We start from the raw sequence: 12,850 nt of genomic DNA on the forward strand, positions 1-12,850 counted from the left end.
CTGCTGGTGTGGCCGGGAACAGGGCGCCGGGTTAGGCTGAGGCCGGAACCCAACCGAAGGAGCGCCGGACATGACCGACATCGATGTGCTTGGACGCGAACACCTGGCCGTGGCCGTCGGAGCCCCGCACGGACGCAGTGCCGCCTTGGTGGCCCAGGACGGTCCGCTGCGCCAGACGGTGTTGGCCTTGAAGGCAGGGGCGGAGCTGGGGGAGCACAACGCCCCGCTGGCCGGCACGCTGCTGGTTTTGGAAGGTGCGGTCACCGTGGTGTCCGCGTCCGGCCGCATGGCCGTCAACCAGAACCAGCTCGCCGTGATCCCGCAGGAGCGGCACTCGGTGGAGGCGTCCGAGGACTCGGTGTTCCTGCTGACAGCGGTCACCGAGACGCGCCGGGACAGCTGAACGGCGCCGCCGAGACCCACCGGGACGGCAGTGCGGCGCCCGGACCTTACCCGTAAAGCGCGTCGCGTGTCACCTACGCAGCGCGCTGCGGATGATCGCCACCACGCCCGCGAACAGCAGCGCGGTGGCCGTCAGCACCAGCGAATAGGCGACTCCGACGCGCAGGATGACCAGGAACACCAGGAAGGTGACGGCAGCGCCGATGAGCGCGGCCCTGACCGGTCGCGGTGTGCGGCTCTGAGGTGCGGGCTGCCCGCTTTCGCCCATAGGCTTCATTTTGCCACGCCTCGAAGCCGCAGCCGAGGCCCTCTCCCGCAGCCGCTCACCGGTGCGGCCCGATCGGATGACGGGTGCACGCGCCGGGGCACTCGGGTGAAAGAGCCGGAGCACTCCGCGGTCGACACAGTAAAGGTGTCGCTACTACCGGCATCCTTGGGCAGTGCATGGATACCGGCAACCAGTCCGTACCGCCATTCCATCGAGCGTCAAAGTTCAGGGTGTTTGGGATCCTTTCCCCTTTCTCGCCAGTATTCGTCTCGCTGGCGGAGAACAAAACGCGTCAGCAGAGCGATGGAAATTATCGTCAGCGCCGTCTGGAGGCCAACTATCAGCCAGTGCCAAGGTTCAACGAAGGACAGCACCAAGTTCAGCCAGGAAACGATGAGCGCGCTGAATAAGACCACCAGCATGAGCCTCTGCTGTTTCCGGTTCCACTCCTGTATGCCCTGACTCATGCCCTGAGACTATTGATGCCATAAGAGCTTGTCACGGGCTAGGCAGGAAATCCCATCGGGCTGTTCTTCTCGCTGGGCGCCTGATTCGCCGCACCGGTGGTCTCGGGCCAGCAGCCGGCTTAGCCGGTCTTCGCATAGCAGCAACCGTCGCCGTATACCTACGAGGCCAGGTTCAGGGTTGCAGAGCGACGGTAGAAGACCTGCCTTTCCGGACAAAAAGAGTCCGCACGTGCCGCCATCACCGAAGTGTTGGCAGCTCGTGCGGACTCCCTGCGGCCTAGCCGCGATCCTGCAAGCTTAGCGGTCAGCAGCCGTAGTAGAGCTCGAATTCGTACGGGTTTGGGCGGGCGGCCAGCGGCGCGATTTCTTCTTCGCGCTTGTAGGCGATCCAGGTGTCGATCAGGTCCTGGGTGAAGACACCGCCGGCCTGCAGGAACTCGTTGTCCGCCTCCAGTGCCTCGAGCGCTTCCTCCAGCGAACCAGGAGCCTTCTGGATGTCCTTGGCTTCCTCGGCGGGCAGCTCGTACAGGTCCTTGTCGATCGGGTCGGCGGGTTCGATCCGGTTCTTGATGCCGTCCAGGCCCGCCATCAGCTGCGCGGCAAAGGCCAGGTAGGGGTTCGAGCTGGGGTCCGGAGCGCGGAACTCGATGCGCTTGGCCTTCGGGTTGGAGCCGGTGATCGGGATGCGGATGCCGGCCGACCGGTTGCCCTGCGAGTAGACCATGTTCACCGGGGCCTCGAAGCCCTTCACCAGCCGGCGGTAGGAGTTCACCGTCGGGTTGGTGAACGCCAGCACCGCGGAAGCGTGCTTAAGCAGGCCGCCGATGTACCAGCGGGCGGTGTCGGAGAGGCCGGCGTAGCCCTTCTCGTCGTAGAACAGCGGCTGCCCGCCGGTCCAGAGCGACTGGTGGCAGTGCATGCCGGAGCCGTTGTCGCCGAACACCGGCTTGGGCATGAACGTGGCGGACTTGCCCCAGGCGTCGGCGACGTTCTTGACGATGTACTTGAACTTCAGCAGATCGTCGGCCGCGTGCGTCAGCGTGCTGAACTTGTAGTTGATCTCGGCCTGGCCGGCGGCGCCGACCTCGTGGTGGGAGCGCTCGACCTCGAGGCCGACGGCGTCCAGCTCCACGCAGATCGCGTCGCGCAGGTCCGCCTGCTTGTCGGTGGGGGCCACCGGGAAGTAGCCGCCCTTAACCGGGGTCTTGTACCCCTGGTTCCCGCCTTCCTCCCGCTTTCCGGAGTTCCAGTACGCCTCGACCGAGTCCACCCGGTAGAAGGAATGCTCGGGGCTGGACTGGTAACGGACGTCGTCGAAAATAAAGAATTCGGCTTCCGGGGCGAAGAACGCGGTGTCGGCGATTCCGGTGGAGGCCAGGTACGCCTCGGCGCGCTCGGCCACGCCGCGGGGGTCGCGGTGGTAGGGATCGCCGGTGCGCGGGTTCACGATGGAGAAGTTCAGCGCCAGCGTCTTCTCGACGCGGAACGGATCGATGAAGGCGGTGGAAACGTCCGGGATCAGCTGCATGTCGGACTCGGCAATGCCTTGGAAGCCGCGGATCGAGGAGCCGTCGAAGAGTTGGCCGTTCACGAAGAAGTCCGCGTCAACGGTCTTGGCCGGCACGTTGAAGTGCTGCTGGACGCCGGGCAGATCGGTGAAACGGATATCGACGAACTTGACGTCTTCGTCGGCGATGTACTTGAGGACCTCGTCCGCATTCTTGAACATCGGGTCATGCTCCTTACGCATTCTGGGGGAACCTGCCTCCGCTGTACGGGGCCGGCAACAGTTACAACATTAGGAGCAGGGAATTTCCCGACAGTGTCGCAATTGTTTCGGGCAGGTTACGAAATCGACGTGCACTGCAAGTTTACCGTCAGTGGCCTTCACGCTTTACCGGCGGGAACTCGGGCCCGCACCCCGGGGAAGCCCGCGGCAGGCAGGACCGGTAAACTTGAGGGGTGGTAAGCAGACGCGATCTTGGTTCCTGGCTCGAAGGCCCCCCGCAGTCCAACATCCAGAAATGGCCCGGGCAGCGGCTCGGGCTCCCGCAATCCGGGTCCGGCTCGATTGCGCGTCCGGGGCGACGGATCGTGGCGCTGCTCATTGACTGGCTCCTGTGCTACGCGATCGCGAACGCCTTCCTGGGCGGCAGCCAGCTGGCCATCCTGGCGGTGTTCGCCGTCGAGCAGTTGCTGCTGGTGGGGACGCTCGGCTACAGTTTCGGCCACCGCCTGCTCGGCATCCACGTGCGCAAACTCGACGGTTCCGCACCCGGGTTGCTGGCCGCCGTCGTGCGCACCGTCCTCCTGTGCCTGGTGATTCCGGCGGTTATTTTCGACGCCGACCAGCGAGGCTTCCACGATCGCGCCATGGGCACCGTCCTGGTGCGCCGCTGAGGCAGCGTTCCTTGATCGTGGCGTGAGCACCACCATCCTGGTGCGCCGCCGGGGCAGCGCCTCACGGCCCGCCCCAACCCTGCCGGCACAACCCAGCCGGCCCCCCAACCCGTTAAACCCGAGAGGCTGCCGGTGAAACCGGCAGCCTCTCGGGTTTGTCAGGCGGGACGCGCTCTTAGCGGCCGCGCATGGCCTTGCGGTCCGGGCGGGCCTTGAACGGGTCCACGCCCTTGGGGATGGGGAGCTTGTTGCTGCCCAGGGCAGACAGGCGCTTGTCCACGGCGCTGACTTCCTGTTTGGTCAGTTCCTTCTTGAGCTTCTGCACGGTCTTGGCCACCTTGCTCAGCTCCACCTGGCCTTCGCCGCGGCCGGTCTCGATCACATGGATCGTGACGTTGGGCAGGATGCGGCGAAGCCTGCGCCGCTCCGACTCGACCAGTTGCCGCACGCGGTGCGAGGGGCCCTCGGTGACCAGCACAATGCCGGGGCGGCCCACGGCGCGGAAGACGGCGTCCTGGGTGCGCGGGTTCACGGCCACCGGCTGGTCCTGCAGGATCCAGCCGCGGCGCAGCACGCTGAGGGCCGCGCCGGAAGCACCGGGCTGGCCCTCGATCTGCGAGAACGCCGCACGTTCGGCGCGCCGCGACAAGATGAAGGTGGCGGCCAGCAGGCCCAGCGGGATGGAGATGATCAGCAGCGTGACCCAGTTGTTGATCAGCAGGCCGATGACCAGGCCGACGGCGACGATGCCGAGGAAGGCCAGCAGCATGAACCAGACGACGTTCGGGTCGTTGCGCCGGGTCATCCGGAAGACCTGGCCGATCTGCTTCAGCCGGCCGGGCTGCTTGTTGGCTTTGGACGGTTTCCCAGCCTTGGGCTTGCGTGAGAAGAGACCCCGCTTCGGGGCGTCGGAATCGGTGCTATGGGCCATAATGTCCAATTCTATCGTGACGGAGGAGGCACTCGTGCCGGATGCGGACACGGCAGCGGCCCGGCAGCCGGCAGGCTCCCGGACCGCGGTTCCGGCGGTTCAGCTACCGGGCTGCAATCAGCGTGGCGGCTTCCTGGCGGGTGCTGCCGGACTCGCCGATATGGGCGAGCTGGGGCGGAAGCTCCAGGCCCTTCTTGCGCATCGCGGTGGCCCAGAGGCGGCTGGCGCGGTAGGACGAGCGCACCAGCGGCCCGCTCATCACGCCCAGGAAGCCGATCTCCTCGGCCTCCTGGCTCAGTTCCACGAATTCCTCCGGCTTCACCCAGCGCTCTACCGGGTGGTGGCGTTCGGTCGGGCGCAGGTACTGGGTGATGGTCACCAGGTCGCAGCCGGCGGCGTGGAGATCGCGCAGCGCCTCGGAGATTTCTTCGCGGGTTTCGCCCATGCCCAGGATCAGGTTGGACTTGGTCACCATGCCCTGGTCGCGGCCCTGCGTGATCACATCGAGCGAACGCTCATAGCGGAAGGCCGGCCGGATGCGCTTGAAGATCCGGGGCACGGTTTCCACGTTGTGCGCGAACACCTCCGGTTTGGCGTCGCAGATGGCCGTGATGTGTTCGGGCTTTCCGGAGAAGTCCGGAATCAGGATTTCGACGCCGGTGCCGGGGTTGAGTTCGTGGATCTTCCGGATGGTCTCGGCGTAGAGCCACACGCCCTCGTCGGCCAGGTCGTCGCGGGCCACGCCGGTGACGGTGGCATAGCGCAGGTTCATCTGCTGGACCGACTGGGCCACCTTGGTGGGTTCCAGGATGTCGACGGGCGAGGGCTTTCCCGTGTGGATCTGGCAAAAGTCGCAGCGGCGCGTGCACTCGGAGCCGCCGATCAGGAACGTCGCCTCGCGGTCTTCCCAACATTCGAAAATATTGGGGCAGCCTGCCTCTTCGCAGACGGTGTGCAGCCCCTCCTTCTTGACCAGGTTCTTCATGCCCACGTACTCGGGGCCCATGTTGACCTTGGCTTTGATCCAGTCCGGCTTGCGCTCCACGGGGGTGGCTGCATTGCGGGCCTCGACGCGCAGCAGGCGGCGTCCTTCAGGGGCGAGCGTCACAACAGGGCTCCTTCGGTCTGGCGGTGGCCAGTGTCGGTGTCGGTGGCCGCGGGGCCGGGAGTGCCGGCCTTGACCAGGGATGTCTCGAACGAGCGGAGTTCTTCCTCCACCCGGTCTGCGATGTCGGCCGGAGCCACGTCCAGCCCGGTCTCGGCCTGGATGGTGGTGGTGCCGGCGTCGGTAATGCCGCAGGCAATGATCTGGCTGTAGGGTGCCAGGTCGTTCCGGCAATTGAGCGCGAAGCCGTGCATGGTTACCCGGCGGTTGACTCGGATGCCGATGGCGGCGATCTTGCGGGCCGGACCGCGCTCGTCGGCCTCGATCCAGACGCCGGAGCGGCCCTCCATCCTGGTGCCGGCCACGCCGTAACCGGCGAGCACGTTAATCAGGACCTGCTCGAGGATGTCAACGTAGTCGGCCACCCGGGTGGGATCCGGGAGAGCCACGATGGGGTAACCCACCAGCTGGCCGGGGCCGTGCCAGGTCAGTTTGCCGCCACGATCCACGCTGACCACGGGGGTGCCGTCCAGCGGCCGCTCATGGTCTTCGGTCCGCTTGCCGGCGGTGTAGACGGCGCTGTGCTCCAGCAACAGCACGGTGCTGGGCGCCGTGCCCGCCACGACTTCGGCGTGCAGCTTGCGCTGCAGCGCCCAGCCTTCTTCATAATCGACGTAGTCAGGGGCGAAGCCCAGCCGAGAAAACTCAAGAGCCATTCAGCAAGACTACGCTCCGGGGGCCGGGCACTGCTATTTGTGTAACGCCGCAATTGCTGTGGATAACTCCTGCACCCCGCGGCCAAACGGAGTACAAGTGGTCCATGGAAGATGGGCAGACACCCGGGGCGGCCTCCGTGGAGCAGGAACCGCCGCGCCCGGCGGCGCCGGGGCTGCACGTGCAGCGGTGGCTGGGCAGCGGCGCCTCGGCCTCGATATGGCTGGTCCGCGATGCGCTGACCGGAACGGAGTATGCCCTGAAGGTGCTGTCTGCGCCGCCTGCTTCCTCCTCCGACGACGGCGGAGGCCCGCCGCCGGGGCGGCGCCCTGCCCGGCACGTATCCGCCGCCGATGAGGGCGAGCCCGCTCTCTGGGCGGTTGCCGCGGAGGGGCAACCGGGGGCCGCGGCCGCCGCTGCCGCCGACCATGAACTTGCCCTGTTGGCGGGGGCGCGGCATGAGCACCTGCTGCCCGTCCACGGTCACGTGGCAACTGACCGCGGGCCCGGGCTGCTGTTGGAATATGCTGCCGGCGGCTCGCTCGCGGCACTCGTTGCCGCCCGCGGCCCGCTGGCCGTGGGCGAGGCCGTGACGATTCTGACTCCGGTGGCCCAGGCCCTGGATTACCTGCACGGGACCGGGACCGTGCACGGGGACATATCGCCCGGCAACGTGTTGTTCACCGCGGTGGGCAAGCCGATGCTGGCCGACCTAGGGGTCGCCCGCGCGCTGGGCAGTAACCGCCCTCCCGCGGCGGGCACGCCGGGGTTCGGGGCACCGCGCAGCGGGTCCGGCGGCGGCCGGCTGGATCCCGAAGCGGACATTTATGCGCTGGCAGCCATCGGCTGGTTCGCGCTCACCGGCCGGGTGCCCGGTGCCACCGCGCAGCGGCCGCCACTGGCGGCATTGGTGCCCGAGGTGCCCGATGACCTGGTGTCCCTCCTGGAAGACGGACTGGCCGAGCGTGCAGGGGAGCGCCCCTCTGCGGCGGAGTTCGCCCGCCGTGCGATTCGGGCCGCAAAGCCGGAGGCACTGGATTTGACGGCGTCGGCACATCCTTCCGTTGCCAGCCAGTTGCTGACCCGGCGGCAGGCGGCGGGTAAGGCCGCCGGCCGCCGGGACAGGGGACTGCTTCCACCGTTTCCGCGGGCGCAGGTTGGGGCCGGCCGCGGAGGCGGTGCCCGGCCCGCACCCGGCCGGCGGGCCAGGGCCGGGCTGGCGGTCACCGCGGCTGCGGCAGCGGGCATCCTGTTCGCCCTGGCCGGCAACGTAACGCCTGCTCCGCCGAGCGATCCGGATGCGGTCTCATCGCCCGGCCGTGACCGGTCCGTGCAACAGGTGTCCACGGCGCAGCGCGAAGGGCAGCCCCCGGCTCCTCCCGAAGCCCGGGTACTGCCGGCGGAACTGGAACGGGCGCTGCGGGGTGGCGATGCCGCGGCGGCCGTGCCCGCCCTGGCCTGGTTGCGCACCGAGGCCGTCAGGACCCGCGACGCAACGCTGCTCAACCGGGTCAATGTACCCGGCACGGCCGTCATGGACACGGACCGGGGCATCATCGCGGCACTGGCAGGCTCCGGCAGCTGGCTCGACGGGCTGGAAACCACGGTGGAGGAGGTAACCGTGGATCCAGCGCCACCAGGCGGAGGGCCACAGGAATGGGTGGCCGCAACCGTCAGCACGTCGGCGTACCGGCAGGTGGCCGCCGACGGGAGCGTGCTGGGACGACGCGCCGAACCCAGCGTGCAACGGGTCCAACTTGAGATGGTGAGGCGGGACGCCGGCTGGCTGATCCAGTCAGTCCGCGAGACGCCCCGCCGCTCGGATGACCCCGGGGCCCGCACGGGCCGTGACTAAGATCGAGGCATGACTTCATCGAGCTACTTCCGCTACCCGCACGTGCACGGCGATCTGGTCACGTTCGTCGCTGAGGACGACGTGTGGGTCGCACCCCTTGCCGGCGGCCGGGCGTGGCGTGTTTCGTCGCTGCAGCTGCCAGCGCGGAACCCAAGGTTCTCGCCCGACGGGCAGCACCTGGCCTGGAGCGTGGTGCAGGCCAGCGCCCCCGAGGCTGTCACGGCGTCGGTCGACGGCGGGGGATTCCGCCAACTGACCTACTGGGGGCACGCCAGCACGAAGGTAAAAGGATTCACGCCCGCGGGCCACGCCCTGGTGACGAGTTCCTTCGAACGCGAAGAATCACGTCACACCTGGGCCTACGCCGTGCCGCTGGACGGCTCGGACGCCCGGGTCCTGCCCTATGGCCCCGTGGACTCGATCGCGTTCGGGCCGGAACTCGGCGACGAGCGTCCGGTCGTGGTCGGCAGCGTGCTCTCGCGCGAACCGGCGTGGTGGAAGCGGTACCGCGGCGGAACGGCCGGAAAACTGTGGATCGACCGGGACGGCGGCGGCGAGTTCGGGCGCCTGGCGGCCGAACTCGACGGCAACCTGGCAGACCCGATGTGGATCGGCAACCGGATCGCGTTCCTGAGCGACCACGAAGGTTACGGCAACCTGTATTCGGTGCGGCCGGATGGAACAGGCCTGCGCCGGCACACCGACCACGACGGTTTCTACGTCCGCCATGCCGCGACGGACGGCACGCGCGTGGTCTTCGAATCCGCCGGCGAACTCTGGATCCTGGACTCCCTCGACTCCCCGGACGCGCCGCGCCGGCTTGAGATCACGCTGGGCTCGGCATCAACGAGCCGCCGCGGCCGCCCGCTCGACGTGGCAAAGCACCTGTCCTCCGCCGTGCCGAATCCCAAGGGAACCGCCTCCGTCATCGAAACGCACGGCACGGTGCACTGGCTGACCCACCGGGACGGCCCGTCGCGCGCGGTGGAATCGACGCCCGGCGTCCGCGCCCGGCTCGCGCGGCCCCTCGGCGACACGCGGGTGGTCTACGTCGCCGACCACGACGGCGAAGAAGCCCTCTACATCCGCCAGGTCTTCGAACAGCTGTCCCGGGCCGACCAGCCTGCTCCCGCGGCAGCCGCGCCGGCCCCCGCCGAACCGGAGCCCGACGGCTTGCCGCGCCCGGTGTCGGCCTCCGCCGTCGTCCATCCGACCCAGTCCCAGCCCATCGTGGAGGTGCGGTCCGGCGGACGGCAAGGCGGCGGAAGCGGCGGCGGGGAACCGGACGCCCGTTCGGCCGAGGCGCTGGAGCCGCAGCAATTGCGCCGCGTCGAGCTGCCCGGCCCGGACCGGGTGAGCGCGCTTGCCGCCAGTCCGGACGGCAAGCTCGCGGCAGTGGCCACCGAATACGGCCAGGTACTGGTCCTGGACGCCGACAGCGCGCAGCTCCGCCGGCTCTCCGGCACCGATCACGGGGCGATCAGCGAGCTGGTCTTCTCACCGGATTCCCGCTGGATCCTGTGGGCCGAGCCCGTGACCGCGGAGGGCACCCGCACGCGTCTCCGGCTGGCCCGGGCCGACGGCACCGGCGGCATCGTCGACGTGACCGACGGGCGCTTCCGCGACCATGGTCCGGCGTTCACCCCGGACGGCAAGTTCGCCGCGTTCCTCTCCGAACGGAGCTTCGATCCGGTCTATTCCACCCACAGCTTCGACCTGGGTTTTCCCGAATCGACCAAGCCGTTCCTGGTGGCCCTGGCCGCCGCCACGTCTTCGCCGTTCGGTCCGTCGGTGCACGGCACGCTGCCGGACGCGCCGCCGTCGGCCGGGAAGGATCACGACGGATCCCCGAACGGGGAGGACCAGGCCACGCCCGCCGTCGCCGACATGGTGGTGGACGCCGAACGGCTGGGCGAGCGGATCATCCCGGTCCCGGTCCGGCAGGGCCGCTACACCGACCTCAGCGCGGTGGACGGAGCCCTGTTGTGGCTGGCCAGTGACCCCGCCGGTGTCACCGGAGAAGGCCGTGCGTCGGCGGAAGAGCCGGAGCAGTCCCAGCGGCTGGAGCGGTTCGACCTCTCCCGCCGGGAGGTTTCCGTGCTGGTGCCGGCGCTGGATTCCTACGAGGTGTCCCAGGACCGCAAGCGGATCGTGTACGTGCACAAGGCACAGGTGAAGGCCGTGCCGGCCGCCGGGAAGGTCGACGACGACTCGCCCGAGAGCGTGCAGGTCGACCTGGGCCGGATCCGGGTCACGCTCGAACCGCTCAAGGTCTGGGGCCAGGCGTTCGACGAGGCCTGGCGGCTGCAGCGCGACTTCTACTGGGCCGAGGACCTGGCCGGGCTGGACTGGCAAGGCGTCTACGACCGTTACCGGCCCCTGGTCGAGCGGCTTGGATCGCACGACGACCTGGTGGACCTGCTCTGGGAGCTGCACGGCGAACTCGGCACCTCGCACGCCTACGTTTCGCCCCCGCCGGTCGCCGAGCCCGGCTCCGGGAAACAGGGACGGCTCGGCGCCGACCTGGCGCGGACCGAGGCGGGCTGGACCGTGCAGAGGATCCTCGCCGGCGAATCGTCGGACCCGCTGGCGATGTCTCCGCTGACAGCTCCGGGCGCAGCCGTCGACCCGGGGGATGTGATCGCGGCGGTGGACGGCATCCCCGTGGACCCGCTGGCAGGCCCGGCGCCGCTGCTGGCCGGCGCGGCCGGCAAGACGGTCGAGCTGACCATCGTCAACGGGGCGGGCAGCGCGGAAGCCGGCCTGCAGCGGCGGATTGCCGTGATCCCCATCCGCGACGAAGAGCGGCTCCGGTACCAGAACTGGGTCTCCGGGAACCGCCGCAATGTCCGCGAGGCATCGAACGGACGCTTCGGTTACCTCCATATCCCGGACATGGTGGCGCGCGGCTGGGCACAACTGCACCGCGACCTGGACGTGGAGACCGCCAAGGACGCCCTCGTCATCGACGTACGGCGCAACCGCGGCGGCCATACCTCCCAGCTGGTTGCCGAGTTGATCGGCCGGAAGGTCACCGCCTGGAACCTCGCCCGCGGCGAGCAGCCGGGCACGTACCCGGCCCACGCGCCGCGGGGCCCCGTCGTCGTCCTCACGGATGAATACGCCGGGTCCGACGGCGACATCATCACCCAGGTGAGCAAGCTGCGCGGGATCGGCCCCGTGGTCGGGACGCGGACCTGGGGCGGGGTGGTCGGCATCGACGCGAAGTTCTCGCTGGCCGACGGCACCGGTGTCACGCAGCCGCGGTACGCGTTCTGGTTCACGCAGGGCGTGGGCTGGGGCGTGGAGAACTACGGGGTTGATCCGGACATCGAGGTGCCGTTCCCGCCGCATGCGTATGGGGCGGGGGAGGACCCACAGCTCGAGCACAGCGTCGGCATCCTCAAGGAGATGCTGGGCGAGCTGCCGACCGACCAGCCGCCGGCCCGGGCCGGTTATCCCGTGCTGCGCCCCGGACCGCTGCCGCCGCGTCCGCAGGAGGCCGGCTGAGGGCCGGGCCGAACATTGAAGAACCCCGGGCACCGAAGGTGCCCGGGGTTCTTCGACGAAGACTGGAGTGCTAGCCGGCCAGGGTGGCATCAATCGTGATGCTCGGCACGGAGGCCAGGGCGCCGGAAACAGGACAGGTGTCCTTGGCCCCGGAGGCCAGGCGCTGGAAGTCGTCCTCGCTGATCCCGGGGACGGTCGCGTTCACGGTCAGGCGAATCTCGGTAATGCCGGTGCCCGGCACGAAATCCACGGCCGCCGAGGTCTTAATGCTCTCGGCGGTGGTCCCGTTTTCCTTAAGCATGTTGCTGAACTGCATCGAGTAGCAGGTGGCGTGGGCGGCAGCCAGCAGTTCTTCGGGGCTGGTCTTTCCTTCGGACTGGTCCGCACGTGCCTTCCAGGTGACATCGTAGGTGCCGATCCCGGACGTTTCGAACGTAGTCTGGCCGGCGCCGCTAAACAGGTCGCCGTTCCACTCGGTGCTGGCAGAACGTGTTGTAGCCATATGTCCTCCTTGGTCGATGTACAGGATGCGTTTTCCGCCGGTCCCGGCCAAAGGCGGCCGGTGCCGTCTTCCTCATCCTAGGGGAGTTGCGCCGGACTGTCCGGCGGCACCGGTTAAAGCCACCGCGGCCGGCCCGGGGCGGGGCCGGCCGCAGCGTGCAAATTTGTAAGGTCAGTTCCAGAGGGTCGCGATGGCGACGTTCAGCAGCGCCAGGCCGCCCACCGAGTGGGCCAGACCGGTGGAAATCGGTTCGCCGGCCTTGTACTTGCGGCGGCCGATGAACGCGAGGACGCCCACGACGAGCCCGATGACCAGCTTGATGGTCAGCTTCACATAGTCGGCGTCCATGGCCAGGGCCGGAATCAGGCCCATCATGATGACGCCGGTAATGAGCTGGAGGGCCGCGCCGTCGAACTGGCGGGGGTGGACGGTGGGCTTCTTCATGTTGCCGATCCAGATGCCGACGATCATGGCTGCACCGACGATGTGCAGGAAGACGAAAATGCTGTAAAGGATGTCCATAGGCCCAGCTTATCGGCCGGGGAGGCACGCAGATCCGCGCCATGCCGCGGCGGGACGGGTATTTCTACCTGACGTAGTAGCGGCCGGCGGGCCAGGGGGCAAAGCACAGCGGCGGGCTGCGTCCACTGGGAACGCAGCCCGCCGCTCATCCGTGCGTCGCGCGGGGCAGGCCGG

12 protein-coding genes are annotated in these 12,850 nt (G+C 68.6%); 4 read left to right on the forward strand and 8 right to left on the reverse strand.

Annotated features, from left to right (window positions below):
* Positions 1-70 precede the first annotated feature (70 nt).
* On the forward strand, positions 71-403 hold the full coding sequence (locus tag AC5RVZ_RS21015) for a cupin domain-containing protein (RefSeq protein WP_493977940.1): 333 nt from the start codon (positions 71-73) through the stop codon (positions 401-403).
* Positions 404-472: 69 nt separating this feature from the next.
* Here AC5RVZ_RS21015 and AC5RVZ_RS21020 read toward each other — a convergent pair whose 3' ends face one another.
* From AC5RVZ_RS21020 to glnA, 3 genes are all read right to left on the reverse strand, one after another.
* Positions 473-670 carry a hypothetical protein gene (locus AC5RVZ_RS21020; protein WP_494067628.1) on the reverse strand — a complete coding sequence of 66 codons (198 nt, stop codon included), beginning with the start codon at positions 668-670 and terminating at the stop codon, positions 473-475.
* Positions 671-888: 218 nt separating this feature from the next.
* A complete protein-coding gene (locus AC5RVZ_RS21025) occupies positions 889-1,137 on the reverse strand; it encodes a hypothetical protein (protein WP_494067629.1) in 249 nt (82 codons plus the stop codon).
* 304 nt (positions 1,138-1,441) lie between these two features.
* Entirely contained in the window at positions 1,442-2,866 is a 1,425-nt protein-coding gene (gene glnA, locus AC5RVZ_RS21030; protein ID WP_493967363.1) for a type I glutamate--ammonia ligase, read from the reverse strand.
* A gap of 233 nt (positions 2,867-3,099) precedes the next feature.
* Between glnA and AC5RVZ_RS21035 the strand changes: the two genes are divergently transcribed.
* On the forward strand, positions 3,100-3,537 hold the full coding sequence (locus AC5RVZ_RS21035; RefSeq protein ID WP_494067630.1) for an RDD family protein: 438 nt from the start codon (positions 3,100-3,102) through the stop codon (positions 3,535-3,537).
* 175 nt (positions 3,538-3,712) lie between these two features.
* On the opposite strand, the gene AC5RVZ_RS21040 is transcribed toward AC5RVZ_RS21035, so the two are convergent.
* The 3 genes from AC5RVZ_RS21040 to lipB form a co-directional block, all read right to left on the reverse strand.
* Positions 3,713-4,468, reverse strand: coding sequence for a DUF4191 domain-containing protein (locus tag AC5RVZ_RS21040; protein ID WP_493978004.1), 756 nt, complete (start codon positions 4,466-4,468; stop codon positions 3,713-3,715).
* Positions 4,469-4,571: 103 nt separating this feature from the next.
* A complete protein-coding gene (gene lipA / locus AC5RVZ_RS21045; protein WP_493999489.1) occupies positions 4,572-5,576 on the reverse strand; it encodes a lipoyl synthase in 1,005 nt (334 codons plus the stop codon).
* Complete coding sequence (gene lipB / locus AC5RVZ_RS21050) at positions 5,573-6,289, reverse strand: lipoyl(octanoyl) transferase LipB (RefSeq protein ID WP_493999490.1); 717 nt, start codon at positions 6,287-6,289, stop codon at positions 5,573-5,575. Before lipB ends, lipA begins: the two co-directional genes overlap by 4 nt.
* Positions 6,290-6,393: 104 nt before the next feature.
* Here lipB and AC5RVZ_RS21055 point away from each other — a divergent pair, with 104 nt between their 5' ends.
* Positions 6,394-8,142 carry a serine/threonine-protein kinase gene (locus tag AC5RVZ_RS21055; protein WP_494067631.1) on the forward strand — a complete coding sequence of 583 codons (1,749 nt, stop codon included), beginning with the start codon at positions 6,394-6,396 and terminating at the stop codon, positions 8,140-8,142.
* A 9-nt stretch (positions 8,143-8,151) separates the two neighbouring features.
* Positions 8,152-11,652: a S41 family peptidase gene (locus tag AC5RVZ_RS21060; RefSeq protein WP_494067632.1), complete on the forward strand. Its 3,501-nt coding sequence runs from the start codon at positions 8,152-8,154 to the stop codon at positions 11,650-11,652.
* A gap of 70 nt (positions 11,653-11,722) precedes the next feature.
* On the opposite strand, the gene AC5RVZ_RS21065 is transcribed toward AC5RVZ_RS21060, so the two are convergent.
* Positions 11,723-12,154, reverse strand: a complete 432-nt coding sequence (locus AC5RVZ_RS21065; RefSeq protein WP_493987444.1) for an OsmC family peroxiredoxin — start codon at positions 12,152-12,154, stop codon at positions 11,723-11,725.
* Between the two features lie 171 nt (positions 12,155-12,325).
* Positions 12,326-12,676 (reverse strand): hypothetical protein, encoded by a 351-nt coding sequence (locus AC5RVZ_RS21070; RefSeq protein WP_494067633.1) that lies wholly within the window; start codon positions 12,674-12,676, stop codon positions 12,326-12,328.
* Positions 12,677-12,850: the final 174 nt, after the last annotated feature.

The organism is Arthrobacter sp. Cza30, assembly GCF_059090765.1.

Coding starts and splice junctions, on each gene's coding strand:
- AC5RVZ_RS21015 (WP_493977940.1), top strand. CDS start 71: ATGACCGACATCGATGTGCTTGGACGCGAACACCTGGCCGTGGCCGTC.
- AC5RVZ_RS21020 (WP_494067628.1), bottom strand. CDS start 670: ATGGGCGAAAGCGGGCAGCCCGCACCTCAGAGCCGCACACCGCGACCG.
- AC5RVZ_RS21025 (WP_494067629.1), bottom strand. CDS start 1,137: ATGAGTCAGGGCATACAGGAGTGGAACCGGAAACAGCAGAGGCTCATG.
- glnA (WP_493967363.1), bottom strand. CDS start 2,866: ATGTTCAAGAATGCGGACGAGGTCCTCAAGTACATCGCCGACGAAGAC.
- AC5RVZ_RS21040 (WP_493978004.1), bottom strand. CDS start 4,468: ATGGCCCATAGCACCGATTCCGACGCCCCGAAGCGGGGTCTCTTCTCA.
- lipB (WP_493999490.1), bottom strand. CDS start 6,289: ATGGCTCTTGAGTTTTCTCGGCTGGGCTTCGCCCCTGACTACGTCGAT.
- AC5RVZ_RS21055 (WP_494067631.1), top strand. CDS start 6,394: ATGGAAGATGGGCAGACACCCGGGGCGGCCTCCGTGGAGCAGGAACCG.
- AC5RVZ_RS21060 (WP_494067632.1), top strand. CDS start 8,152: ATGACTTCATCGAGCTACTTCCGCTACCCGCACGTGCACGGCGATCTG.
- AC5RVZ_RS21065 (WP_493987444.1), bottom strand. CDS start 12,154: ATGGCTACAACACGTTCTGCCAGCACCGAGTGGAACGGCGACCTGTTT.
- AC5RVZ_RS21070 (WP_494067633.1), bottom strand. CDS start 12,676: ATGGACATCCTTTACAGCATTTTCGTCTTCCTGCACATCGTCGGTGCA.